General features: G+C 49.4%; 26 protein-coding genes. 11 read left to right on the forward strand and 15 right to left on the reverse strand.

Going from position 1 to position 24535, the window contains the following annotated elements; genetic code table 11:
• Positions 1-50: 50 nt before the first annotated feature.
• Both HZS85_RS04690 and HZS85_RS04695 read left to right on the forward strand, forming a co-directional pair.
• Positions 51-416, forward strand: a complete 366-nt coding sequence (locus tag HZS85_RS04690; protein WP_035407990.1) for a YciI family protein — start codon at positions 51-53, stop codon at positions 414-416.
• Complete coding sequence (locus tag HZS85_RS04695) at positions 413-715, forward strand: putative quinol monooxygenase (RefSeq protein WP_214853777.1); 303 nt, start codon at positions 413-415, stop codon at positions 713-715. Before HZS85_RS04690 ends, HZS85_RS04695 begins: the two co-directional genes overlap by 4 nt.
• A gap of 40 nt (positions 716-755) precedes the next feature.
• Here HZS85_RS04695 and HZS85_RS04700 read toward each other — a convergent pair whose 3' ends face one another.
• A complete protein-coding gene (locus HZS85_RS04700; protein WP_214853779.1) occupies positions 756-1073 on the reverse strand; it encodes a hypothetical protein in 318 nt (105 codons plus the stop codon).
• 79 nt (positions 1074-1152) lie between these two features.
• Positions 1153-1689 carry a flavodoxin family protein gene (locus tag HZS85_RS04705; RefSeq protein ID WP_214853782.1) on the reverse strand — a complete coding sequence of 179 codons (537 nt, stop codon included), beginning with the start codon at positions 1687-1689 and terminating at the stop codon, positions 1153-1155.
• A 146-nt stretch (positions 1690-1835) separates the two neighbouring features.
• On the opposite strand from HZS85_RS04705, the gene HZS85_RS04710 reads away from it, so the two are divergent.
• Positions 1836-2504 (forward strand): hypothetical protein, encoded by a 669-nt coding sequence (locus tag HZS85_RS04710; protein ID WP_214853785.1) that lies wholly within the window; start codon positions 1836-1838, stop codon positions 2502-2504.
• On the opposite strand, the gene HZS85_RS04715 is transcribed toward HZS85_RS04710, so the two are convergent.
• On the reverse strand, positions 2492-3343 hold the full coding sequence (locus HZS85_RS04715; protein WP_214853787.1) for an alpha/beta fold hydrolase: 852 nt from the start codon (positions 3341-3343) through the stop codon (positions 2492-2494). The two genes, HZS85_RS04710 and HZS85_RS04715, sit on opposite strands and share 13 nt — an antisense overlap.
• 113 nt (positions 3344-3456) lie before the next feature.
• On the opposite strand from HZS85_RS04715, the gene HZS85_RS16950 reads away from it, so the two are divergent.
• From HZS85_RS16950 to HZS85_RS04730, 3 genes are all read left to right on the forward strand, one after another.
• Entirely contained in the window at positions 3457-4461 is a 1005-nt protein-coding gene (locus HZS85_RS16950) for a helix-turn-helix transcriptional regulator (RefSeq protein ID WP_214853790.1), read from the forward strand.
• 154 nt (positions 4462-4615) lie between these two features.
• Positions 4616-4942: a hypothetical protein gene (locus HZS85_RS04725; RefSeq protein ID WP_214853793.1), complete on the forward strand. Its 327-nt coding sequence runs from the start codon at positions 4616-4618 to the stop codon at positions 4940-4942.
• Between the two features lie 325 nt (positions 4943-5267).
• Positions 5268-5756: a hypothetical protein gene (locus HZS85_RS04730; protein WP_214853795.1), complete on the forward strand. Its 489-nt coding sequence runs from the start codon at positions 5268-5270 to the stop codon at positions 5754-5756.
• On the opposite strand, the gene HZS85_RS04735 is transcribed toward HZS85_RS04730, so the two are convergent.
• From HZS85_RS04735 to HZS85_RS04745, 3 genes are read right to left on the reverse strand one after another with little or no spacing between them, the layout of a single operon-like run.
• Entirely contained in the window at positions 5686-6660 is a 975-nt protein-coding gene (locus tag HZS85_RS04735) for a hypothetical protein (RefSeq protein WP_214853797.1), read from the reverse strand. The genes HZS85_RS04730 and HZS85_RS04735 overlap by 71 nt on opposite strands.
• Positions 6657-7703, reverse strand: a complete 1047-nt coding sequence (locus tag HZS85_RS04740) for a DUF58 domain-containing protein (protein WP_214853799.1) — start codon at positions 7701-7703, stop codon at positions 6657-6659. Before HZS85_RS04740 ends, HZS85_RS04735 begins: the two co-directional genes overlap by 4 nt.
• Before the next feature lie 2 nt (positions 7704-7705).
• Positions 7706-8614, reverse strand: coding sequence for an AAA family ATPase (locus tag HZS85_RS04745; RefSeq protein ID WP_214853801.1), 909 nt, complete (start codon positions 8612-8614; stop codon positions 7706-7708).
• Between the two features lie 224 nt (positions 8615-8838).
• Between HZS85_RS04745 and HZS85_RS04750 the strand changes: the two genes are divergently transcribed.
• Positions 8839-9066: a hypothetical protein gene (locus tag HZS85_RS04750; protein ID WP_214853803.1), complete on the forward strand. Its 228-nt coding sequence runs from the start codon at positions 8839-8841 to the stop codon at positions 9064-9066.
• Between the two features lie 33 nt (positions 9067-9099).
• On the opposite strand, the gene HZS85_RS04755 is transcribed toward HZS85_RS04750, so the two are convergent.
• The 9 genes from HZS85_RS04755 to HZS85_RS04795 all read right to left on the reverse strand — a co-directional run bounded on the left by HZS85_RS04755 (position 9100) and on the right by HZS85_RS04795 (position 18238).
• Positions 9100-9315 (reverse strand): DUF3006 domain-containing protein, encoded by a 216-nt coding sequence (locus tag HZS85_RS04755; protein ID WP_214853815.1) that lies wholly within the window; start codon positions 9313-9315, stop codon positions 9100-9102.
• A gap of 21 nt (positions 9316-9336) precedes the next feature.
• The gene (locus HZS85_RS04760; RefSeq protein ID WP_251137842.1) at positions 9337-10200 is read right to left on the reverse strand and encodes a ComEC/Rec2 family competence protein; all 864 of its coding nucleotides are present in this window, start codon (positions 10198-10200) and stop codon (positions 9337-9339) included.
• The gene (locus tag HZS85_RS04765; RefSeq protein WP_035407960.1) at positions 10194-10745 is read right to left on the reverse strand and encodes a histidine phosphatase family protein; all 552 of its coding nucleotides are present in this window, start codon (positions 10743-10745) and stop codon (positions 10194-10196) included. The genes HZS85_RS04760 and HZS85_RS04765 overlap by 7 nt, the downstream gene beginning before the upstream one ends.
• 52 nt (positions 10746-10797) lie before the next feature.
• Positions 10798-11592: a DUF3307 domain-containing protein gene (locus tag HZS85_RS04770; RefSeq protein ID WP_214853819.1), complete on the reverse strand. Its 795-nt coding sequence runs from the start codon at positions 11590-11592 to the stop codon at positions 10798-10800.
• Positions 11589-12236, reverse strand: coding sequence for a hypothetical protein (locus HZS85_RS04775; RefSeq protein WP_214853822.1), 648 nt, complete (start codon positions 12234-12236; stop codon positions 11589-11591). The genes HZS85_RS04770 and HZS85_RS04775 overlap by 4 nt, the downstream gene beginning before the upstream one ends.
• Positions 12237-12521: 285 nt before the next feature.
• Positions 12522-12992 carry an NUDIX domain-containing protein gene (locus tag HZS85_RS04780; protein ID WP_251137843.1) on the reverse strand — a complete coding sequence of 157 codons (471 nt, stop codon included), beginning with the start codon at positions 12990-12992 and terminating at the stop codon, positions 12522-12524.
• Between the two features lie 297 nt (positions 12993-13289).
• Complete coding sequence (parC, locus tag HZS85_RS04785; protein ID WP_214853828.1) at positions 13290-15695, reverse strand: DNA topoisomerase IV subunit A; 2406 nt, start codon at positions 15693-15695, stop codon at positions 13290-13292.
• Positions 15688-17658: a DNA topoisomerase IV subunit B gene (gene parE, locus HZS85_RS04790; protein ID WP_035407952.1), complete on the reverse strand. Its 1971-nt coding sequence runs from the start codon at positions 17656-17658 to the stop codon at positions 15688-15690. Before parE ends, parC begins: the two co-directional genes overlap by 8 nt.
• Positions 17659-17836: 178 nt before the next feature.
• Positions 17837-18238, reverse strand: coding sequence for a CoA-binding protein (locus HZS85_RS04795; protein WP_035407950.1), 402 nt, complete (start codon positions 18236-18238; stop codon positions 17837-17839).
• Between the two features lie 429 nt (positions 18239-18667).
• Between HZS85_RS04795 and HZS85_RS04800 the strand changes: the two genes are divergently transcribed.
• Genes HZS85_RS04800 through HZS85_RS04815 form a run of 4 tightly spaced genes read left to right on the forward strand, consistent with a single transcriptional unit; the run spans position 18668 to position 24439 of the window.
• Positions 18668-19708: a tyrosine-type recombinase/integrase gene (locus HZS85_RS04800; RefSeq protein ID WP_214853831.1), complete on the forward strand. Its 1041-nt coding sequence runs from the start codon at positions 18668-18670 to the stop codon at positions 19706-19708.
• A 30-nt stretch (positions 19709-19738) separates the two neighbouring features.
• Positions 19739-22348, forward strand: a complete 2610-nt coding sequence (locus HZS85_RS04805) for a DEAD/DEAH box helicase (RefSeq protein ID WP_214853833.1) — start codon at positions 19739-19741, stop codon at positions 22346-22348.
• Entirely contained in the window at positions 22345-22875 is a 531-nt protein-coding gene (locus tag HZS85_RS04810; RefSeq protein WP_214853836.1) for a glycerol-3-phosphate acyltransferase, read from the forward strand. Before HZS85_RS04805 ends, HZS85_RS04810 begins: the two co-directional genes overlap by 4 nt.
• A 13-nt stretch (positions 22876-22888) precedes the next feature.
• Complete coding sequence (locus tag HZS85_RS04815; RefSeq protein WP_214853838.1) at positions 22889-24439, forward strand: GNAT family N-acetyltransferase; 1551 nt, start codon at positions 22889-22891, stop codon at positions 24437-24439.
• Positions 24440-24535 lie beyond the last annotated feature (96 nt).

The raw sequence follows: 24535 nt of genomic DNA on the forward strand, positions 1-24535 counted from the left end.
GTTTAACCTTCTCTTGGAAGGGAATGGAAAGGATGAAAGGAGGAAAGATGATGCAATTCTTATATGTTGGCTATTACGATGCAGACCAGATGGATGCTTTATCGAAGGAAGAGATTGACGCCTTGATGTCGCGTTGTGATGCGTTGATGAACACCTTTAATAAACAAGTGAACGTTTTATCAGACTGGCACCCGGGTCTAGCGACACAAGCATTTTACTGGCGAGATGGTGTCGTGCAGACGAATGATGAACCAGATCGCTCGAGTGGGGAGCAAATCGGCAGTTTGATCGTCTTTGAAGCACGTGATTTAGATCATGCGATGGAACTAGCTTTCCTTCATCCGACGACTCAAGTCGCAGAAGGGGAATCTTACGGTTGGCGAGCGGAAGTTCGACCGTTATCAGGTACCTCATGATGTATGGATTATGGACGACATTTACGACTCAAAACGGACAACGCGACAACGTCATTGCCCTGTTGCTTGAAGCTGCGGCTTCTCTTGCGACGCATCCGGGCTGCCTGCACTACATCATCAGCCGTTCTGACGAGCCAGATGTTTTGCATGTTCGCGAAATTTGGACGGATTCGGCTACTCATCAAGCATCCTTAACTTTACCGGTGACACAGCACTTGATTACGCAAGCGCGTCCGTTACTTGAACATGTTGAACGTGTACTGGAAGATCAACCGCTCGGTGGCAAAGGACTCATATAAATCAAAACCCCTTCTCTCATCGAGAAGGGGTTGAATGCTGTTAGGTTGCCTTCCACTTGATATCGATGACGTCCGACGCTCGCACCATTCGGCGCATACCTGTCGATGTGACGAGTTCAATCGTTCCACGGTCATGAAAAATCGCTTGGATTGAACCGGATACCGTATCCAGTGGTTTCAATCGGACGTGGACCGTCTGTCCGGTCCGGACTGCACGTTCCATGATGTGTTGCAAGGAGAGGCGATCACGAACAATCGTCTCTTCGCGTGATTGATACAAATGTTCAAGATGAAGGATATGCTGGCGTGAAGTCAGTTGTTTCCACTTGCGATTCGATCGTTTTTTAGATGCGAACATGGCTGACCACCTCCTGAATTGAGTCGTACGCTAGACAGTCGTGCGCTCTGCTTCAGATAATTCCCTTCAAGATCCGTGCTTAAACACGTGCACCTGACATTTTTTCGCGAAACGCCTCGATGGCCACAATTGCTTCTTGATCGTGTTCGACCTCACCCGGTGCATTCCCTTCGGCAAGAATCGTTGTCTCAAGCGTCGCACCGAGGAACGACGCGATATGCTTGAACTGCGTGACGAGTGCCTGTCCTTTGATGCGCGGATCGTCTCCACCGACGGCAATCAAGTGGAATCGTTTCCCTGCCATTCGGCTTTTGAAGTCGAGCTCTTCGTCGCGAAGTGACTCGCTGAATCGGTCGATGAATAATTTCATCTTCGTCGACATCGAGTACCAGTAAATCGGTGTGATGAACAGGATGTCATCGTGTTTAAGCATCGCTTCGACGATTCGGCGATAATCATCACCGATCGGCAAAAAGCCACCATGATGACGGCGGTCTTCAATCGGCTGAATCGAGACGTTCGCCAAATCGACAGCCACATGAGGGATGCCTTTCAACGCTTGTTCACCGAGCCATTCACTGTTTCCTTTACGTGAGCTACCATAAATCGTATACATATCGTGCATCTCCTTTTGAATTCGATTGTTTTATTCTATTCCAAACTTCACTGTCAATACACCGATATGCTCACAATTGGTTTTGAATAAGGGTTTTGCGGAAAAAGACAAGAAGACGAAAAAACAAATGGGGGAGGAACAGTCGAATGGAGAGAAGTACGCTCATTGCGCTAGAAAAACACTTATATGCCATCCACCTCGAAATGGATGGACTGGCGCGGCTGATTACGAAACAATTGATTCATTTGAGCCAAGTGGCTGCATCCGTCGAACATTTTCGGCGGATGAGCTTTGATATCTATAAACATCGGACGTCGCTCGAACAGGTTCCGTCACAAGTCTTATATGAGACGGCTCTCGATTACGAAGATTGGCTCGAGGAAGAGTTTGATGAGATTCCTGCTAATTGGCAACTGGCGACGAAAGAAGAAGAGGTACTCGAGCAGCTCTGGTGGTTCGAATTCTCACGCATTCTAGCGGAACTCGAAGAATGGCTCAGTCTTTATCTGATTCGCCGAATTCGAGAAGATGTCCGCTATATGCCACCGGTGATCGAGAAGAACGCCTACGCCTTGTCGGAAGATGCCCGACACGTCTTTTGGCGACTTTTACAACGTTCCGTCGCGAAGCCTTCATCAAAAATCAAGGCCAATCAATTATCGTGCCGAATGGGGATCGCCGAGATCGCCCGCTGTGCCCGCCTCAATCAAGATCGAACACGTCGTGCGATCGGTGAACTGAAGAACCGGGGACTGGTTGCGATCGAGGAGGACGACGAGAAGTTGAAGATGCGGCTTCGGCTTCAAGTCATCTGATTGAAAGCGATGAAGCGTTCAATCATGCGTTCATCCCGACGCGCGGATGGACCAATCCAAATGAGATGACCGGGGCTCTTCGATTCGATGAACTGTGCATGCGGAATGCTTCGTCGAGCGTGTTCGGCGTGTTCGAACGGAACAGCACGGTCTGACTTTGAATGGACGATCAAAACCGGACACGTGACGGCTTTGAGTCGCTCTTGTCCTAAGTCTTGCGTGATATCGAACAACACACCCCGTCCTGGACCATTTTGAAGACCGACCTCATATAACAACGAAGCATCCGTCTCACTGATGTGAGTACGGATTGTTTCGCGTGGTAAGAGACTCGTCATCTCGACCATCCGAACGGCCGCTTCTTCAGGAAACTTCCGAATTTTATCCTTCACATACGCCCAAATCCCCCATTGAATGAACTGCAAGGGACGCTGCAAGACCGGTTGGATGAGTAGGCGATGATAAGGAAGTGAAATCCGATGCGTCATCGCACACGCTAAGACGAGGGCATGAACGCCCGTATCCATTCCGGCAAGGGCGATTGCCGTCGGTCCTCCGGCTGAAATGCCGTAAACGGTATAGTTTCCGATTTGACGGGATGCGAGCCACCCGGCGTAAAATGTCGCGAGCGCCTCTGGATTATCTGCGAGTTGAAGTGGTGTTCGCCCATACCCCGGACGCGATGGTACGATGACACGATACCCTGCAGCAATCAATTTCTCGACATGGTAGATTTCCCGATAATCCGACTGCGTCCCATGAATTAAAAGAATGACGGGACCGCTTCCGCTATCCCGGTAATCAAAGCGCTGACCGTTCCATTCTGCGATACAATGCATCCAAATTCTCCTATCTCTTAATATTTACCATTTTATTGTTAATCTAATTCTCTTTTTCATGTATACTGTAAAGTATAACCAAACCATTGTGACTTAGGAAATGAGGATGCGTAGTGTCAAACGAAAAATTAACAAACCGTGACCGCTTACTTGCTGTACGAGAAATCTTCGAACGTCAGTCGGATGAAGATCATACGTTGACGCTTGAGGAATTAAGCATGGAACTTTCGAAACGAGGCTTAATCGAGAAGCTATCCCGAAAATCGTTAAAGGATGATATTGCAGCACTTGCCAAATCAGGCTTCGACGTCGTGGCGGAAGAGACGAAGAATGGACTTGCCATTCCGTATCATCTCGTCAGTCGTCCTTTTGAACATCATCAGCTCCGATTGCTCGTCGATGCCATCGCTAGTGCGAAGTTCATCTCGGAAAGTGAGACAACAGCTCTCGTCAAGACGCTTCAATCCCTGACGAGTGATAAGATGGCGGAGTCACTTCAGCCGGTCCTACATACTGTCAAAAAACCAAAAGGGATGACATCCCGCTCAATCGATACGATTCAGAAAGCAATCAGCGAAGGTTTCGTCATCAGCTTCCAGTACCAAGGGAAATTCAATGAACGGACGCGAAAGTTCGAGTTACGCAAGGATGGCGAGCATTATCTCGTTTCACCAGCACACCTATTGATGGATAACGGAAATTACTATTTGATCGGAAGAGACGAACGGATCAAAGAGATTCGAACGTATCGGGTCGACCGAATCGTTGATTGTAAAGCATTCGAACCGATGGAAGAACCGGTCTATGTCGAGCCAAGTTACTTAAGTAATATGTTCAACATGTATGGAGGAGAGAACGAGCAATTGACGCTTAAATTCCAGGAGAGTCTGATGCCGACCGTCGTTGACCGGTTCGGGACCGATATCCGTTGTCGTCGTCTCGATGACCTCTGGTTCGAGGTTAAGGTCGATGCGCTCTTTTCTGACGGCTTCATGATGTGGCTGATCCAGTTCGGCAACCAAGCAGAAATCATCGCACCTGTCGAACGCCGAGAGGCATTCAAGAATAAAGTAGCGGGTCTTGCGACGATGTACCAAGTCGAAACACCTGCTCTTTAAGAGGTAAAGCAAGGTTCATTTGACCATGGATCTTGCTTTTTTAATGATTGAATAAAAAAATGTCGTTTTTTGTCGGATATTCATATTTGAATATTTTAAGCGAATAGTTCCAGTTACTATTATAGGTATCTGATACTTATGTAGGAGGAACGACATGCAACAGATGGAAAAAAGCCGATCAAACGGGATGCGGAAATTAGGTGCTTTCCTGTTCTTCGTTTGTTTATCCTATACATCTTGGTACTTATTCTCACTTTTTGTCTTTCGTCTCGTGTTACCAGAAGATGTCATGACATCACTCGACATCGTCGCGTTCGGATTCAGTCCGGTTATCGCTCTTGTTGTCACCATCGGATCGCTACGTTTGATCGAACGGCGCATGAAACCTAAATTTACCCCCCTTTTATTCATCGGGTATATGCTTTCAACAAGTGTTTTGATCTATTATTCAGTTGCCTACGCGCTTCTACCCCGACTGTAACTTGCAACTCCTAAGCAATTGGCATATGCTACGCTTATAGCTTGCTAGGTAAGGGGGGATACGATGAACGCACAGTATATCCTCGACTGGATGCCGCTCGTGATTCCTGTCGGTGCCATCGTCTTTATTGTCGTCATTGCGCGTAAGGCTTCAAAAATCGATGCTGAAAAGTAAGAAGACTCCAGCTAGGGAGTCTTTTTTTATCGGGTTCCGTTGACACTTTATTTACGCAATTTCCCTATTGTTCGAAAACATAACGCCACACATTTAATGGTATAAAGAAACTAGGTGAAAGACCTAATATCAGGAAACCATGGATGGACGGATGAGCCAAAGAACCGTCATGACTTTACTTGCACTCAGTCTACTGCTTACGGTGTGTATGTTGAAAAAATCGACGTTGACGCCAAAAGCTAGTACCATCGATCTCACCATCGCTGTCGTCGGAACGGCTCCGGTTCTTACACAATCTCCGAACCTCCACTCAATTGATCTGCAGGAAATCAAAGGAGATTTACGTCAATATGACGCCGTCATGATCATGCCGGAGTACTTACATAAGGCAGCGGGACGTGACTATGCCTCCGTCTACCGGAAAGCACATATTCCATTTTTCTTCATCGGCTCTCAAAAATCCATCGAACCGTTTCTTAATCCGAGTCTCTCCTATGAGGGAAGCCTCAATCAATTGATGCGCACTCAATGCGACAAAAAGCCCTTACTCCACGAGCAAGGGCTTTTTGTTAACGTTCGATTTGTTCGCGTACTTGACGCCGGAACGTTTGGATATCATAGGCGGGTTCGCTTGTGCTGAATTCAATCCCGTCGATTAAACGCGCATTGGATGACGCATCCGGGAACTCAATCCGCATCAACCACTCAAGCGTCGTCTCCTCATGACGTCTTGGGAAGGCTTGTTCAAGTTGCGAAGCAATCTTCAGCAGCGGGTGATGACTATAACGTTTTGGAGCATGCGTTCGTACCTGTTTGGAACGTTTGACAGTCTGTTCCATTTCAATCGGAATGACTTTTCGCTTCCGGATGACGTACAGCGTGATTGCAACGAACAGTACAGTCACGATTGCCGTCACGATCCAAATCCAATGTGACGTTCCCGCTTGGACCGTTGCTTGTTTGACGTCTTCCACGCTTTTGATGTTTTCAAGTCCCATCGCGCGGTTCGTCATGTTGTCCGCTTTTCGTCCGAGTGGCTCCGTCCAAAGGAAGAGGGAGCCAAATGCTTCAAACAGCGGTCGGATCGAATTCGTCACGGACCCTACGAGTGCTTCCTTCGTCAATCGAAAAAGACCGGCTAAAAGGAGCCCTAACGTCAGCATCAGACCAACTGTTGAGAAGATACGTCGCCATTCTGTCATATAGGTGACGACGAATGGATACGCGACGACAAGGAAGAGGAGCAAAAAGGCACCAAACGGTGGAGTCACACCTGGGAATAGAATCATCACGCCACCGACGATCAGTCCACTTGCGGCGTAACGCCAAGCTGACTCGACCGTATCAAGAAATGCGGTCCAGGCGACGAAGATAAGAGCTAAAATACAAGCAACCGGAGATAGAATGAACAGTAATCCCGCTGCGAGTAGCTGTAGTCCAATCCGAAGCGAGCGGTGCGGCACGAAGGCAAGTGCCGGGAAAACGAGTGCTAGATAGAACGGAACGGGTAATAGACTCGCTAGGAAAATCCACCAGAGAATCATGCGCTCACCCCTTTCTGCCGATGACCGAGATGGATCTCTGCCGTCGTTGACGGAACGCTCCGTTGTAAGCGTTTCGTGAAATAGCGGCGCTCGAGTGGTAAGTCATATTCCGAGATCCGGGCAAGACATTCCATCGTCCGCAGGAACTGATGTTTCCCCGTACCGGACGGGACATGATACCACTGACCCGTTCGATTGACCATCGAGATCCAAAGACTGTAGGAAGCGCCTTGTTTTTCGAGTTCGCGGATGATTGTTGCGGCACGCGATAAGAGTTTCTCGAAGTCAGAGCGGAGGGCGAGCCCATCTGCTGACAGACCATCGACGATCACGGCATAATCATGATTACGTTTCCGATCATATTGATACGAATACAGTTCGTTTGTCTTTGCATAGGCAGACCAATAAATCGATTTCGCGTCTCCGGAATAGGGAACGACTGAATGAAAACTCGAACGATCCGAAAACGGACTCGAACGATCAATCGTCTCACCCGGAATCATCCGCTCGTTCCACTCGACGGACGCTGGCGCGAAGTCTGGGAAGACATGCCCAAGTTCCTGGATGTCGAGCGTGATATAGATCGTCATCAGATGAAACGGATCCGAGATCATGATGTCAAACGATTGAATCCGAATTGTTCCTCGCTGTGCAGCGATGACATCGATTGAAAACGGGACGATCGTCTGTTTACCGACATACATGTGTTGACGCCAAAACTGACTACTCGCGTCAGGAAGCTTGATTTGATCCCCGAGTAGACCGGAAATCGTAATCCGTCCAAGCGGTAACTTCGTCGGATTCGTCAGCTCGAACGGAATCTGGATCGCTTCTTCTCGGAAAGCACGGACTGTCTCAAGGAGGCGGACGTGGATTCGCTTCGCGATGTATTCAAGATAATAGGGCATCACCCAGCCGTATATCGTATAGGCAAATAATATAGCCGCCATCCAAACAGGACCATAGAGTCCGACGATGATCCCACTTGCGCCCGTCATGGTGAGAATGATGAGGTTAAAGGCTTTTGGTGTGATCAATTGCATGATTACACCTCAGTCGGAACGGTGAGTGAATCGAGCACCTGCTGGACGAGACGTTCGTTCGACAACTTCAGCGTCGCTTCAAGTGTTAGGACGAGTCGGTGAGCGAGAAGCGGCGTTGCTAAGTGTTTGACGTCTTCCGGTGTGACGTACGTCCGCTCTTGCATCCAAGCACGCGCTTTTGCTGCCTTTAAAAGGGCGAGTGTCGCTCGTGGACTTGGTCCAATCTCAACGTCACGATGGGCGCGGAGTGCATCACAGACATCAAGTAAGTAATTTTCGACGCTGTCCTCAATCGTGACCGCAACCACTTCCCCTTTCCAGTCGTTGAGTTGTTCAAGTGGAATGTGTAGATCGGCTGCGGTCAGATGCGCTCCATGTAACAATGCTTTTTCCGCTTGACGCGTCAAGGGAGCGAACGACAACTTGAACAAGAAGCGGTCGAGTTGCGCATGGGGGAGCGGGAATGTGCCGTGTCCGTCGAACGGGTTTTGTGTCGCGATGACAAGAAAGTGTTGGGGTAGCGTATACGACATATCACCAATTGTCACTTGCGCCTCTGCCATGGCTTCAAGGAGAGCGGACTGGGTCCGTGGAGTCGTTCGGTTGATCTCATCAACGAGGACAATGTTGGCAAACAGCGGACCAAACCGTTGTTCGAACGACCCAGTGAGTGGGTTGAACAGCTCCATTCCGAGTAAATCCGTCGGTAACGTATCTGCTGTACATTGAACACGTGAGAATTTTGCATCGAGTGTCTGCGCGAGCGCTTTTGCTAGTGTTGTCTTACCAGTGCCGGGACGGTCTTCGAGTAAAATATGCCCCTCGGCAAGTAAACCAATCAACAAATGATCAATCACATCGTCCTGACCAAGGACGGATTGCTTAAGTGATGTCCGTAACGTTTGAAACATAAATGATTCCCCCTTTAAGATGCTTTGTATTTCTAAAGTGTACGAAAATTCAGAAAAAACCGCTAGTGATTTTCCTAAAACGATTGGTCTAGAAATACGTCTACCTTTTATACTACCATTTTCATCCAAAAGTTTCGTGAAATATCAAAAACATTGAAACAGGATTAGGAAGTCATTGATCGAATAATGTATTTAGGGTTGCTAAGATAAAGAGGAATGGACTCATGAAACCATATACTACGGAATCCGATACCACTCCAGTCTTTCAACATGACGTCGTCCATAGTCCGCTCGATGATTACCAACGCGTCGTTTCCGGAGGTCCCCCGAATCGTCGTGCCTTTGCCGCGATTCGTCGACTCCCAATCGGATTACGTTTGCTTACGTATACGCTTGGTTTCTTATTCACAGCAAGCATCCTCACTGGACTCATCATCAGTCTACTTGATTAAAAAAGACTCCCTCAGCGCACCGAGGGAATCCCATCATTCTTCAAAGAGATCATCCATCAGCTCGGTGATCTCTTTTTTACGCACGTTCGTCTCATCGCGTAAGATTCGAATCGAGCGTCCGCTCCAATCGAGTCGGTCGCCAATCGTCGCTTGGCGCGGTAAACGACTTTTCGGTAACGTGATCGTCTCACGGTCGTCGGTCTCACAAATTGCTAGATCATCTTCAAAATCAGCTACGGTCAATCGCATCTGATACACCTCCGCGTCTCGTTATTCCGGTCGTAAATCAGGCCGGTTTGATTCCTTGATACCGTCACCAGTCGAGATATACTGAATCGTTCCACTTTGATCGGTTCGGTCAATCGTAATCCGTTCTGCCTTCAGTTCTTGTAAGACGGAAGGACGTGGATGACGATAGGCATTGTCCTTTCCGGCTGAGATCAAGGCACGTTTTGGTGATACAGCTTGTAGGAAGGGCAGGGAGGACGATGTGTCTGCCCCGTGATGTCCAAGCTTTAAGACATCAGCACGTACATCGGCGTTTGACTCGAGTAATTGTCGTTCCGTTCGGATCGGCGCGTCGCCCATGAAGAGGAAGCGGTCTTGTCCATGTTCGACCCGGAGGACGGCACTCCAGCTGTTAAGATCCTGTGTCCCGTCTGTTAGAGGAGCAAGGAACGTAAAGCGTGCGGCTTCACTCGGTATTTTAAGACCTGCCTTAACTGACTTGATCGTCACCCCTTCGCGTTTGACGGCAAGGAGGAAATCGCGATACGTCTCCGTCGTATGCGTGACTCGCGGGGCATAGACGCTGTCGACTGGAAAGGCATCGAGGACGGTATCGAGTCCACCGATATGATCGGCGTCCGGATGTGTCGCAATGACCGCTGTTAAGCGTTTGATACCCAATTTTTGCAGGTAGCGGACGACATCTTCGCCTTTGCCGTTATTCCCACCATCAATCAAGATCGCATCTTCCTTCGTTCGGATGAACGTACTATCTCCTTGACCGACGTCAAAACCATAGATCTCCATCTGTCCTGCCGTCGGGGCAGGGGGTGCTTCGTCCCGTGTCGTATAGAAGATGACGATTAAACAGAGTGCTAATAGAATCGTTGATCCCCATTTCAACATGTCGGTTCCTCTTTCTCGAACAGATACAGCATGCCATTGCGCGGATGACCGAACCGTGGTCCGCTGTAACCGCGTCGTTTTAAGGCAGCGCGCATCAGGATCATCATGCCGCCGTGACCGACGAGTAGAACCCGTTCGTCGTCTTCGAACATTAATTGATTTAAGAGCACTTCAATCCGTTCATTCGCATCCTTGATTTCGGCTTGTATTCGTTTACTGAACGGGGCTGCGAATCGACCGAGAACCGCCCAGCCGAGGAACGGTAATCGGAGATTCGACCGAATCGTCGGAAACGGCACTTCACGCAGCAGATCCGTCACGATGATTTCTTGATCATAAACGCTTTGCGCCGTCTGGACGGCACGCGGCATGCTACTGGCATAACAGACTGTCCAGTCAATCTGACCGAGCTCGACCGGTTGAATATCGATCTCTGACGTATCATACCGTTCAATCCATTTTTCAATATCGCTAGCGCTAATCCAGCCTTTCGTCGGATATCCTTCCGTCACCCGGTGATGCCTGACTAATCCAATTTGTTTCATATGCCGTACGACGGATTAAACCTAAACCGTCTCCCTCACTTTCATTCATCGTTTACAAAGCGACACGGATCGCCAGTCCACATAAAATCGCTCCTAAGATACTGAGCAAGCTCCCGATGATGTAATATTCCGCAAAGCGGCGATCTTCAAACTGTTTAAAACGAGCCAGTGCCTTCAAGGCAATGATGAAGCCAATGGCTCCAGTTGCATTCGTGACAACGAGCAGGGTGATGATTGCGCGTTCGACGAGACCGATATAACGTCCGATCCCGCTTAATTCCGTCGTATAACTGCGTGCAGAATCTTCGACTTCGTGCGTGACGGTCCGCGAGATGCCATCTAATTGCTCTTTGCGTGTCACTTTCCGCTCGAAATGCGCTTCAATCAATCGCGGGGCGAATGGTGCGAGCATCAAGGCGATTCCGTGACCGAGTAACTCCGTCGTCACTAAACTAAAGCAAAGAATCCACAGGATCTGCTCCGGTCGCGAGAACGACAACGACCAATCGATCGAAACGAACACCCATGTCAAGGCGATGATGGCAACGATATGTAACGCTTGATCGATCCAGTACGCTACTGCTTGTTTGACGCGGCGTTTGAGCGGGGAAGCATCGAGTAGGGCGTGAAACACGAGAATGCTGCCTCCAAGCCATCCGGCGATGTCGATGGTCAATTCCCCTTGGATGACGAAGAACGCAAGCACAAGTAGCATCAGAGCCGCATGAACGGCAAGATGTTGGAGTAAGATTCGTTGGTGTCGATGTTTCAATTGCGCCATTCGTTTCGTCTGTAATGGAAAATCAGCAAGTAGATGGACAAGTAAAAGACTAAGTAAGACGGTCACCGAATCGCCTCCCAGACTTGGAATTGCTCCAGTGCCTGGGTCAAGGCAGCTTCAAGTCGCTTCCGTTGCTTACGTTGCGAGCGGGAGACGAGTTTTGCGACATTTACGCGGGCATCTTGTTCCTTGAAGCCCATCTTCAGTCCGATCTCCTCATACGTATCATCTGGATATCGATCCATCAACCGGTGCAGTTCAATCTGACGGTCCGTCTTCCCGAAGTAAGCCGGATACAGCATCTCGAGATAACCGTTCAGCAGGGCGGTCGGTAAGTAGGGCGGTCCAGCAAAAGCAATCCGCGATGGAAGCGTCTTCGCCAGTTTCTGTGCTTCAAAGGCATGAATGATTGCACTACCATTGGCTTCTTCAGCCCGCGTCGTCGAAATCGTCTCATATTGACCAAATCCAATCCCGATGTAACCTGGCAATTCTTGATTCAATAAGTGCAGAATGACCGGATAACTAACCGGATAATCTGCGAATACCGCTAGTAAACTATCGCCGGATTTGATTTGAAACGGAACGATACTCAATGGAAATGCTGTATTCAGATCGTTCGCGAGTACACGAAGCCCTTGAAGTAATGCTTCTTTGCTCGGATAATCGCGGGAGCCTTTGACATCAAACGACAAAGCAACAGCTTGCATGACGATTCCTCCTGTTCATTTGTTACCGCAATCATGGAAACATTTAATTTGTTACCGTTAAAAAGGTAACATTTGCAGTGTTACTGTTATTAGAGTAACAAAGAATAAGGAGGAAGACCAACAGGACGATAGACCGATTTTTAAATGGCAGGGGGATAAATGGATCTGACTAAAATATCATTTTTTTATTCAAGTTAACATAACATATATTATCAATAGTTATGAGAATTTGTCTCATAATAAAGGTAAACTTAAGATAGTGAGACAAAATAAAAAAACACGGGGTTAACCGTGTTTTCGACAATCATACGGACGTGTTCGTTCCAATCGATGAATCAAACGATCCAAGAATATATGATGGCGGCGTTCGAGTTGCGTGATCCGTTCAAGCGGCAACCACGCAAAATCAAAGAAATCACCGCAATCCTGACCGTCACCAGCAACACAGTGCGTCCAGCGGTTCTCTTGGCATTCGATGTGCGCATGATAGAAATACGTGTAATGCACCCGCATTCGCTCCGGATAGCGCATCTCTTCTTCGCCGATGTACTGGACGGATGTTAACGAGAGACCACTTTCCTCAAGCGTCTCACGGACAGCCGCTTCTTTTGCGATTTCAGCATCTTCGATCGTACCTGCAGGAATCTGCCAATCACTCTCAGGAGCCGATTGCGGATGAAAAACAAGTAGTTCCCATCCGTTAGGTTTTTCCCGAGTGATATAGATTGCTACTTTTTCGCGACGTCTGAATTTCATCTTCATCACCTCTCCAAGGTCGGCAGATTGCACAACAAGCAGCTAAAGGGACGGTCCCGTAGCTGCTTGATCAATTGACGCTATAAGCAAAGCTGCGGAGACGCGTGACCCGACGCTTGTTCGTGACGAATCGTGACCTGACTATTTCTTCTATTGTAGCCGTTATTGGTCAGTGTTTCAATTTGTAAACGATATTTCTCGCGATAAATCTCAAAATTCCGAGCATTTGTCTCAAAATCCCCTCTCCTGCCCTGCTAAATCTAAAAAAGCTCCCCCGTTATCCGGAGGAGCCTTATCTCATCGTGTATACCAGTCGAGCAATGGACCGAATTTCTCTTCATCATAGGCGAATGAACCGTTCGATAAGCGGTCGAGGAACGATAACGAACCGATTTGGATCGTTTTCTCCTGCTCTTTCCCGCTGAGAACTAATTCCTTTGCTTGCGTGACATCGATCAATGCTGCGACCCGGTGTGGTTTTGATTTCAAATCACGCAGTAACTGTAAGCCACGTAGCGCACGGCTCGAGACTTGGAACTGATCCGCGAGACGCATCTTCTTCAAGGCACCCCGTTGCGTCAAAAGAACGATCTGCGGCGCTTCCTTGAAGCCGATCGCACCCGCGACGACGTCCTGATCCTTCAGGTTGATCGCCTTGACACCAGCGGCCCGGACACCGACGACCGGGACGTCATCTTCCGTGAACCAGAGTCCGAAACCGTTCTGTGTCGCAAGGAAGAGGTCCGTTTGACCCGTCGAGACCTGAGCGTACAAGACTTCGTCATCTGCCTTCAGACGGACACCTTGGAGTGGTTTTGACTTCCGCTGTGCATTGTAATCACTCAGTTTCGAGCGTTTGACCATCCCTTGACGGGTAACGAACAAGCAGTGATGGGCTTCATCGAACGAGCGGACGAGATCCGCTGAAAGAACCCGGTCACCCGGTTCGAGAGGGACGAGGTTTGCGACGTGTTGACCGCCATCTTTCCATTTCGTATCCGGCAATTGGTGGACCGGAATCAGCAAGTAGTTTCCGCGAACGGTCCAGACGATCAAGTGATCGGTCGTCATCGCTTGCCCTTGGAGCAACGGACGATCCTGTTCCTTCAAGTCCGGCAAGTCGTTCGAGGCACCGAATGAACGGAGTGATGAACGTTTGACGTAACCGTTCTTCGACAGGAAGACCATCGTTTCCTCGACAGCGATCATGACTTCCGTCTTCAGCTTCAGTTCTTCAACTTCCGCTTCGATCGTTGAGCGACGTTTGTCCGCAACTTGTTCTTTCAAGACCGTCAATTCCTTGACGATGAGACGATTCCGTGTCTTTTCATCGTTGAGGATCTTCTCAAGACGAGCGATCTCCTTTTCGAGTTTCGCTGCTTCTTCCTGCAACTCGACGATATCGGTATTCGTTAACCGGTAGAGTTGAAGCATGACGACGGCTTCCGCTTGACGGTCCGTGAAGTTGAAGCGCGCGATCAGCTTCTCCTTCGCATCTGCTTTATTCGATGCAGAACGGATCAAGGCAAGTGTCTCATCGAGGACAGAGATCGCTGTCATCAAGGCGGAGACGACTTCCTGGCGGCGTTTCGCTTGCTCAAGATCAAACGCCGTCCGACGGATGACGACTTCCTTGACGTGTGCGAGATACGCATCAAGGAGCGTCAAGACGCCCATTTGCCGCGGTGTCCGCTCGTGGATCGCGACCATGTTGTAGTTATAGGCAATTTGTAAGTCAGTCTGTTTGAGGTAGAAGTGTAAGACACCTTCTGCGTCCGCTTCCTTCTTCAACTCGATGACGACCCGTAAGCCGTCGCGGTCGGTCTCATCACGGACTTCAGCGACACCTTCGACCTTTTTATCAAGACGGAGTTCTTCCATCCGTTTAACGAGATTCGCTTTATTGACCTCATACGGGAGCTCAGTGATAACGATTTGCTGGCGACCGCCCCGCAGTGTCTCAATCGTTGAGCGCGAGCGGATGATGACTTTCCCGCGTCCTGTCTCGAACGCCTTCTTGATGCCGTCAAGCCCTTGGACGACACCACCAGTCGGGAAATCAGGACCTTGCATGTGCTTCAATAAGTCATCGACGTTCTGAACCGTACCGGAGATCCGACCGATCGCAGCATCGAGGACTTCTCCCGCGTGATGCGGTGGAATCTCGGTCGCGTAACCAGCGGAGATCCCCGTCGAACCGTTCATCAGCAGGTTCGGCAGTAGTGATGGTAAGACGAGCGGTTCCTCCGTCGTATCATCGAAGTTGAGCGTGTAATCAACGGTCTGTTTGTTGATTCCGTCAAGAATGAGACTTGAAACTTTCGACAGACGGGCTTCCGTATACCGCATCGCTGCCGCACTATCGCCGTCGATTGATCCATTGTTTCCTTGCATATCGATCAACGGATAACGGAGTTTCCACTCTTGGCTCAAGCGGACCATTGCTTCATAGACCGATGAGTCACCATGCGGGTGGTAGTTACCGATGACGACGCCGACCGTCTTCGCCGATTTTCGGTAAGCACGGTCGAACAGGTTGCCTTCCGTATGCATCGCATACAAGATCCGGCGTTGAACCGGTTTTAGACCATCTCGGGCATCCGGTAAGGCACGATCTTGAATGATATATTTCGAATAACGACCAAACCGGTCGCCGACGACTTGCTCGAGCGACAGGTTCAGGATGTTTTGTAGATTAGACATGTTCGTTCACACTCTCTTTCGTCACGTGCTCATTCTCGATGATCGAGAGGTCTTCTGCGAGACCGAAGGCGACATTGTCCTCGATCCACGTCCGGCGGTGTCCGACGTTATCTCCCATGAGGACAGAGACGCGTTTTTCCGCTACGGCAGCATCGTCGATCGTGACCCGAATCAATGTCCGTGTCTCGGGATCCATCGTCGTTTCCCAGAGTTGCGGTGCATTCATCTCCCCAAGTCCTTTGTAACGCTGGATCATATAACCTTTACCGAATTTCTTCGTCGTTTTCTTAAGGGTCTCTTCGTCCCAGACGTATTCAAATTTCTCCGATTTGCCTTTTCCTTTTGAGACACGATAGAGCGGTGGTAAGGCAACGAAGACCTTCCCAGCGTCGATCAACGGACGCATGTAGCGGAAGAAGAACGTCAACAGCAAGACTTGGATATGCGCGCCATCGGTATCGGCATCGGTCATGATGATGACTTTGTCGAAATTACAATCCGACAAGTCAAAATCGGCTCCGACACCGCCACCAATCGCATGAATGATCGTGTTGATCTCTTCATTCTTCATGATGTCAGCGAGTTTCGCTTTTTCCGTGTTCAAGACCTTCCCACGGAGTGGAAGAATCGCTTGGAACGTCCGGTTTCGTCCTTGTTTCGCAGAACCACCGGCAGAATCACCCTCGACGAGGAACAATTCATTCTTGTCTGCGTTTTTTGAAGCCGCAGGTGTCAGTTTTCCGTTCAAGATGCTCGAACGTTTTTTCTTTTTCCCGTTTCGTGCTTCTTCGCGCGCTTTCCGTGCCGCTTCCCGGGCTTGCGCAGCGCGAATTGCTTTTTTGATTAACAGCGTCGCCGTTTGTGGATTCTCTTCCAAGTACGTCGAGAGACGACGACTGATGACAGCGTCACAGCTCGTCCGCGCTTCCGGTGAGCCGAGTTTCGACTTCGTTTGTCCTTCGAACTGAAGGAATTCTTCTGGAATTCGGATCGAGACGATCATGGTCAACCCTTCGCGGATATCATTTCCGTCAAGGTTCTTATCCTTTTCCTTCAAGAGCGTGTTCTTTCGGGCGTATTCATTCATGACTCGTGTCATTGCTGTTTTTGCCCCGACTTCATGTGTGCCGCCGTCGCGTGTCCGGACGTTGTTGACGAACGAAAGGACGTTTTCCGAGTACGCATCCGTGAACTGGAAGGCGATATCGACTTCGATCTCATTTTCCGTTCCTTCGAATGCAACTGTCGGATGAAGCGTATCTTTATCATCGTTCAAGTACTGAACGAATTCGCTGACACCGTCTTGGTACTGGAAGATGTCCTGTTTGTCGGACCGTTCGTCCGTCAACGTAATCTTCAGACCTTTTAGCAAGAAGGCTGATTCGCGTAAGCGTTCCGCAAGCGTATCGTAGTTGTATGTCAACGTACTGAAGATCGAGCCATCTGGTTTAAAGTAGACGCTCGTTCCTTTTTGACGCGTCGTACCCGTTTCAAGCAACGTCGTCTTCGGAATCCCGCCGTTTTCAAACGTTTGCTCATATTGTTTCCCGTCACGGAAGATCGTTACTTTCAAATCCGTTGATAAGGCGTTAACGACCGACGCCCCGACGCCGTGTAAGCCACCGGACGTCTTATATCCACCTTGACCGAACTTACCACCGGCGTGAAGGACCGTGAAGATGACTTCAGCAGTCGGTTTTCCCGATGCGTGCATCCCCGTCGGCATCCCACGTCCATGGTCACGGACCGTGATCGCATTATCTTTATGGATCGTGACATCAATTTGTTCCCCGAATCCTGCGAGTGCTTCATCGATCGCGTTATCAACGATCTCGTAGACGAGATGGTGAAGTCCACGGTGATCGGTAGAACCGATATACATACCAGGGCGCTTCCGGACTGCTTCGAGTCCTTCGAGCACCTGTATGGCATCATCATTGTAGTTATTTAAGTCTGTCGCCATTCATTTCACCTCAAAATTCAAAATTACGACGTCGTTTTTACAAACGTTCGTTCGTTATTTCAAGTAGTCTGTCTCTAATTGTAGGCATCTTCTTGCTTCCTGACAAGCATAACCTGTAATGGGCATGAAAAAAGACACCTTCACGAACGGGTGAAGATGCCTATAGTCGTGCGATGATTCACAGGTATTGATGCTCGATTTTGATGCAACGATTCTCAATATATGGAATGCCAGCGCCGAGCGCCAGGCTCTCTGCTTCGACACTTGAGAGACCCAGTTGATTCCAAATCATCCCGACGTCACCGTGAGCGACAGCATCTTTCGCGACATCCGCCAAAAACTCAGACCGACGGAAAACGTCAACGATATCGATGTGTCCTGGAATGCTTGCAACACTTGGATAGACTTTTTGACCGTTCCACTCGTTTAACGTTGGATTGACCGGAATGACTTCGTACCCGTGTTGAACCAAGTAGTCAGCAATCCAGTTCGCCGTCTTCCCAGAATCACTTGAGACACCGACGACGGCAATGCGTTTTGCATCCTTCAAATACTGACGTGCTTCTTGATCGGTAATCATTTAGAACTCCCCCTTATGAAAATAACTCTTACCTAACACTCTATACCCGAACCAAGATGAAGTATGCGAAATCGAGCACGTTTTCGACGTTTTTCAGAAATCGTCTTGAAATCAAATGAGTCGACCAATGACCCATCAGACGTCTTCTCGATGCAACTGAGAGCGAAATTGACTATTCATTCTTTTTTAGTGATTTAGGTGACATAATACTATTATTGTTATTAAATAGACTCTACAACCCTTAAACCTCTAAAAATAAGTTAAATTCTCACGTGCATCGAGTTGACCAACGACCCGTCTATCACCTTGTCGATGCAACTGAGCGCTCCCTGTCTGACAATTTAATGTTGCGTGAAATAACTATTTCACGCAAACAAGTGTCTGACGTACCAACGTTTGGTATACTACTACTAGAGGGGTGATTGTCGGATGAGTTTATTTAAAAACCTAGGAAAAACAATACATAAAACGACTGTTTCGGTTACAGCACCAGCGATTCCCGGTTATGAGCGAATGCCACGCTTCATTCAGTCCTATTTGGATCAGTTAGCAGCCAAACATTTCTCACTAGCAACGATGCGCCGCTACGTCTACGATTATGAGGCGTTCTTTCAATTCGTCGCAACAGCGTCAGGTGAAGAGGTAACGGCGCGAGATATTCCGCTTGAAGCATTCGTCGAGATCGATGCAGCAGGAATCGAAGCCTACGCCGAATACCTTGCCTTAACGAAACAAAATGCACCGAGCGTCATCAACCGGAAGTTATCAGCGTTACAGTCACTGTTTCGTTATTTGGTCGATACCGGTCAGTTGTCGGAAAATCCGGTCGCCAAAGTCAATCGACCAAAACAAGCGAAGCGGGAACCGGTTTACCTGACGAAACGCGAATGGAACGAATTGATTCAATTATTACCGTCGAACGTCGAGATGAATGCCCGGGAAGCATCGCATTATGAACGGGATCGTGTCCGCGACGTGACGTTGTTCCAACTGCTCGGCTATAGCGGGATGCGTTTAAGTGAGATGACGCAACTCGTCTGGAACGATGTCGATTTCCACGAAAACACGCTCCGCGTCATCGGGAAAGGCAATAAAGAGCGACTGATCCCGCTCGCAAAGCCAGCCCGGATCGCCTTACGCAAATACGCGATTCATTATCAGATGCCAACGAGCGGCGCCGTGCCTGTCTTCCAAAAACATGGGAAACCACTCAGTCCACGGGCAGTCCAGCATATTTTGCAACGGCACACGGAACGATTGAAACCGGTCCTACCCTTTTTAGAGCGCAAAAAAATTACACCGCATAAATTGCGGCATACGTTTGCGACACGTCTTGCGACCGGTGGGGTCGACGTTCTGACGATCCAGCAGCTACTCGGTCATGAATCCGTCGCAACGACACAAGTCTACGCCCATATCGGAGATTCCGAGAAAAAACGCGCCGTCGATTTATTCGATGGTGAACGATAATAATATTATGTCAACCAAAGGAGGGATTTCATGAATTACGGGCTCAGTGAACGCAAAATCAAACAGATGTCTGATGCCTATGCCTTTCGACGGGGAAAGAAGTATGTCGCTGCCCGAAAGGTCACGTTACACAATTACCGGATGGGTGACGAGCTGATTGAAGCGAGCGTCGACGGCGAGGAACGATTCACGGTGACGGTCCGCGTCAAGGCGCACGGCGTCGACGCTGGCTGTAATTGTCCGTCGCTTGCGATGGATACGTCATTTTGTGGACATATCGTCGCTGTTTTGCTGGCGATGCATCATGTACAGGCACACGGCACACCAACACTGCTCTCACCACAGATTCGTCCGTTCTCGGCGATTCAAGTCGACGACGCAGGCGCGCGCAACTATTTACGCAGTCTCACACCTGATCGTCGGGTGGCGATCCATTTCGAACTGACCGGACCCGTCGTGACGCTCAACCGATTGACGGATAAACAGCAGCATCAACTGTCCCTGCCCTATTTCGATCGTTTGCTTAGACAGACGGAGTATTTGCAGCGGGTTGCGGATGTTTCGTTCAGTCCAGATTTACAGGAACGGATCGTTTCCGTTACGCCGATCGTTAAGCTCCATCTCGATCGAACGGCGCGGGAAGTCGAAGTCCGCGTGTCGTTTGATTATCAAGGGATTCAGCTGAATCCACTCGACGAGACGATTTATGCTGGACGGGATCAAGTAACGGAGCAAAGTGTCTTACGCTATTTACGTGAATTCCAAGCAACACCATCGAATTCGCACTATGTCATCACCAGTGACGCCGCGCAGTATGCTTTTTTGCGGAGTCTGCTTGACGAACGGGTTGCGCTTGGTCAACTAGAGTTATTTGCAACGCAAGCCATCCGAACGACGTTACCAAAAGGACCATTTCATCCGCGGATCGAAGTCGACGTGACAGACCGCCTCGACTGGCTTGTGTTCAACTTTTCGATGGACGGAATTCCGGAAGACGAGCTGAAACGTGTCCTGAAGTCGCTTGTCTTACAAAAACGCTATCACCGCTTGAAATCCGGACAGTTCGTATCTTTAGAGGCACGGGCCTTTCAGCAGTTGCAACGGGTTCTCGCCCAGATGGAAGCAAGTGAACGCGACTTACGCGACGGGCGACTCGTCTTACCTGCCGTCCGGAACATGAAGCATCTGATCGGTGCCTCCATCCTGCATCTCCATGCCGATTTGCTCGAGAAATGGATCGAATTGAAATCCGGACAAGGATTCCGGCTCAACTTGCCGAATTCGTTAGAGTCACGACTCTATCCGTATCAACGGACGGGCATTCAATTTCTGAAGAATTTGGACGCGCACGGATGTCACGGCATCTTGGCCGATGAGATGGGGCTTGGAAAGACAATTCAAGCGATTGGTTATGTAGCAACGATTTCGGATAGTCGTGCACTGATCGTCGCACCGGCATCACTGCTCCGCAACTGGGAGGCGGAACTGAAGCGCTTTTTACCCGGTCGACCGGTTCATGTCGTGACGGGATCTCAAACTAGCCGACTTTCCGAACTGAAGTACTTGGCTGAAAACACAGTGACGATCGTCTCCTACACGACGCTTCGGACCGACGTCCGTCGCCACCCCGTATATGACGTCGTCTTCTTTGATGAAGCACAGCACTTGAAGAATCCGCAGTCACAAACGGTCAGTCAACTACGACATCTGCAAGCAAAACGCCGGTTCGCCTTGACGGGAACTCCACTTGAGAATCGACCGCGCGACATCTGGTCGATTTTCCATGTCTTGTTTCCGGAATTACTGCCGGATTTAGCGACGTTTGAGAAATGGTCGTTTGATGACATGCAACAATTCATTCAACCATTTTTATTACGGCGTGAGAAAAAAGATGTCTTACAGGACTTACCAAAGAAGCAGATCGAGCATCATTATGTCGAGCTTGGACCGAATCAAAAACGGTTATATGCGTCGTATCTCGCCAAATTGCAACTCGAGACGTTGCAACATTTAGACGAAACGAAACGTGAAGATCGTTTGAAGTTACTGGCGGGCTTAACGCGGTTGCGGCAAATTTGCAACGATCCGGGATTATTCGTCGAAGGGTACACAGGGGAAGCAACGAAACGAACGCGTCTGCTCTCACTGATTGCAGAAAAACGGGCAGCCGGAAAACGGATCTTGATCTTCTCGCAGTATACGCAAATGCTCGAGCGCATTCGCTCAGATCTCGCGCAACGTCACCTCCCCCATTTCCTATTGACGGGTGAGACACCGCTCGAAGAGCGGGTCGCGTTATGCGACCGGTTCAATGACGGTGAAGTCGATCTCTTCTTGATTTCGCTTAAAGCCGGCGGAACGGGACTGAATCTCGCAACTGCTGATACCGTCATCCTGTTTGACAGCTGGTGGAATCCGGCTGTTGAACAACAGGCAGCCGATCGCGCCCATCGCCTTGGACAACAATCCGACGTGACCGTCATTAAATTGCTGACACGCGGAACGATCGAAGAGAAGATGACCGAATTACAAGATCGAAAAGCCAAAATGGTCGATGCCGTCCTGACAGCTCCAGACAGTGACGCCTTGACCGTCAAAGAACTCGTACATCTCGTAGAAACAAAGGAGGAACAACGGTGATCCTTGATCTCCTGCTTGGTTATCTCATCGGTAGTATTTTAGGTGGTACGCTCTGGAAGTACGTCAGTCGTACCGATTTGGCTCAGGTTGGTTCCGGAAACATCGGTGCCCGCAATGCCCATCGTGCCGGTGGGCTTCCGGCTTTTGTATTCGTTTATCTGTTTGATGCCGCGAAGACGGTCCTTGCACTACAGATCACAGACATGTTTTATCCGGTCGCCCTCACCGTGCTCATCGGTCACTTGTTTCCGTTGTTTCACCCACGACGCGGCGGTAAAGGGTACGCTGTATTTTCCGGAATCGTCTTCTCTATCACGCCGTGGGCATATCTTGCCGGATTAGGCATACTCGGTTTGTCTTATCTCGTAACGAAAGATAGTGTCAAAGCGGGGCTTATTCCGGTCGTTTTACTTCCGTTACTACCCGTCTTCTTAGACGCAGGGTCAGTCAATATCTTGTGTACCGTTGCCGTAAGTCTACTTGTCCTGTGGGCTCATGATGCACTCCACAAGCCAGCCATTACATAAGGAGGACGTCTCCATGATCGACTTTTCCATTGCAACTGCGGACGACGCGGAAGCAATCCATGAATTGAACTACCTCACATTCACAGAAGAGATTCCACAACATCAACCGAACATCGAACGGAAACGAATTGATCGATTCCATGATCAGAACACTTACTTGATCGGTAAGGAAGACGATCGACTCGTCGCGATGATCGCCATTCGAAAGCATCGTCCCTTTTCGCTTGAGGAAAAGGGCGTGACGCTAGACGAGACACTGACGGATCCAGCAGAAATCCGCTTACTTAGCGTTCGTCCCGAATACCGCAATAGTCGTACGTTCATGCAATTGATGCGCTTTCTAATGGTCTACCTCGAGCGGGAGACGATTGATCATGTCTATATCAGTGGTACGACGCGAGAAGCAAAACTATACGCGCGGTTCGGCTTCACACCGATTGCAGCGACGCTTGGTAGTGGTGACGCCCAGTTTGTACCGATGTTGTTGTCGCGCGCAACATACGAACGATCCGTCATCGCGGATGTCTTACGTCCCCTGCATTTTCTAGCCGGTCCGGTCGAGGTTGCGCCGACGGTCCGTCAAGCGGCGCAACAAGCACCGCGTCCACACCGGACGGCCTCGATGCGTCAGCTCGATCAAGATTTACGTGGCCGAATGTGTCAGTTGCTGGATTTGCCACATGTCTCGATGGCCGTCGGCAGCGGTACGCTCGCCAATGATATTGTCGCGCAACAACTCACTGGACATGGATTGATCCTGAACGGTGGCGAGTTCGGTCAACGCTTGATTGACCATGCGGTACGTGCCGGCAAGTCTTTTGATATCCATACGCTTCCCTCCGGTCACCCGATCGATTTGGAGCAACTCGCTCATCAATTGAGGCAAACGGCATACAACTGGATTTGGTTGACGCATTGTGAGACGTCAACGGGTGTTCTCTATGATCTTGATGCAGTAAAAGTGCTGTTAGATCAACGAACCGCACTCGTCGTCGATGCGATCAGCGCTGTTGGAACCGGACATTTCTCATACGATGGCTGCACTTTCGTCACGACTGTTTCCGGGAAAGCGATTGGTGGTTTACCGGGTCTTGCGTTCATTGGTCACGCAGATCGCGTCCTACCTTCTCTCTGTATTCCCCGTTATCTGGATTTAGGACTCTATGCGGAAGGGGTTGCCTTTTCCGGCTCGTCGAACCTGTTGCTTGCCTGTCAGGCAGCGCTTGATGCCCTCGATCTTAATCAAGCAGCAATCAAGATGACCTATCTCGAACAAGCCGTCCGCGCAACTGGATTCCAACTGCTCGCACAACAGGAAGCACAAGCGCCGGGAATACTGACGATCGTTCATCCGTTCGCAACTGATTTAGGCGACGCTCTGCGCATTCAGGGGTATCACGTCCAGTACGAAAGCGACTATCTCGTTTACAATCAGTGGCTTCAAATTTCGACGATGGGACAGACGACGATGCGGCAAATTGAACGTCTCGTTCGTGTTTTAGTTCGTGAAAATCAACGAATCATCATAAAGAATGAAAAAAACGAAAGACCTCTCAACCCTTGATTTCAAGCGGTTTGGAGGTCTTTCGACTTCAAAAAGATAAAAAAGAGGTTTATGGATTTAAAACATAGGGGTATAAACTCATTAGCACCGCATCAA

This window comes from Exiguobacterium sp. s130, assembly GCF_018619055.1.
GTDB lineage: Bacteria > Bacillota > Bacilli > Exiguobacteriales > Exiguobacteriaceae > Exiguobacterium_A.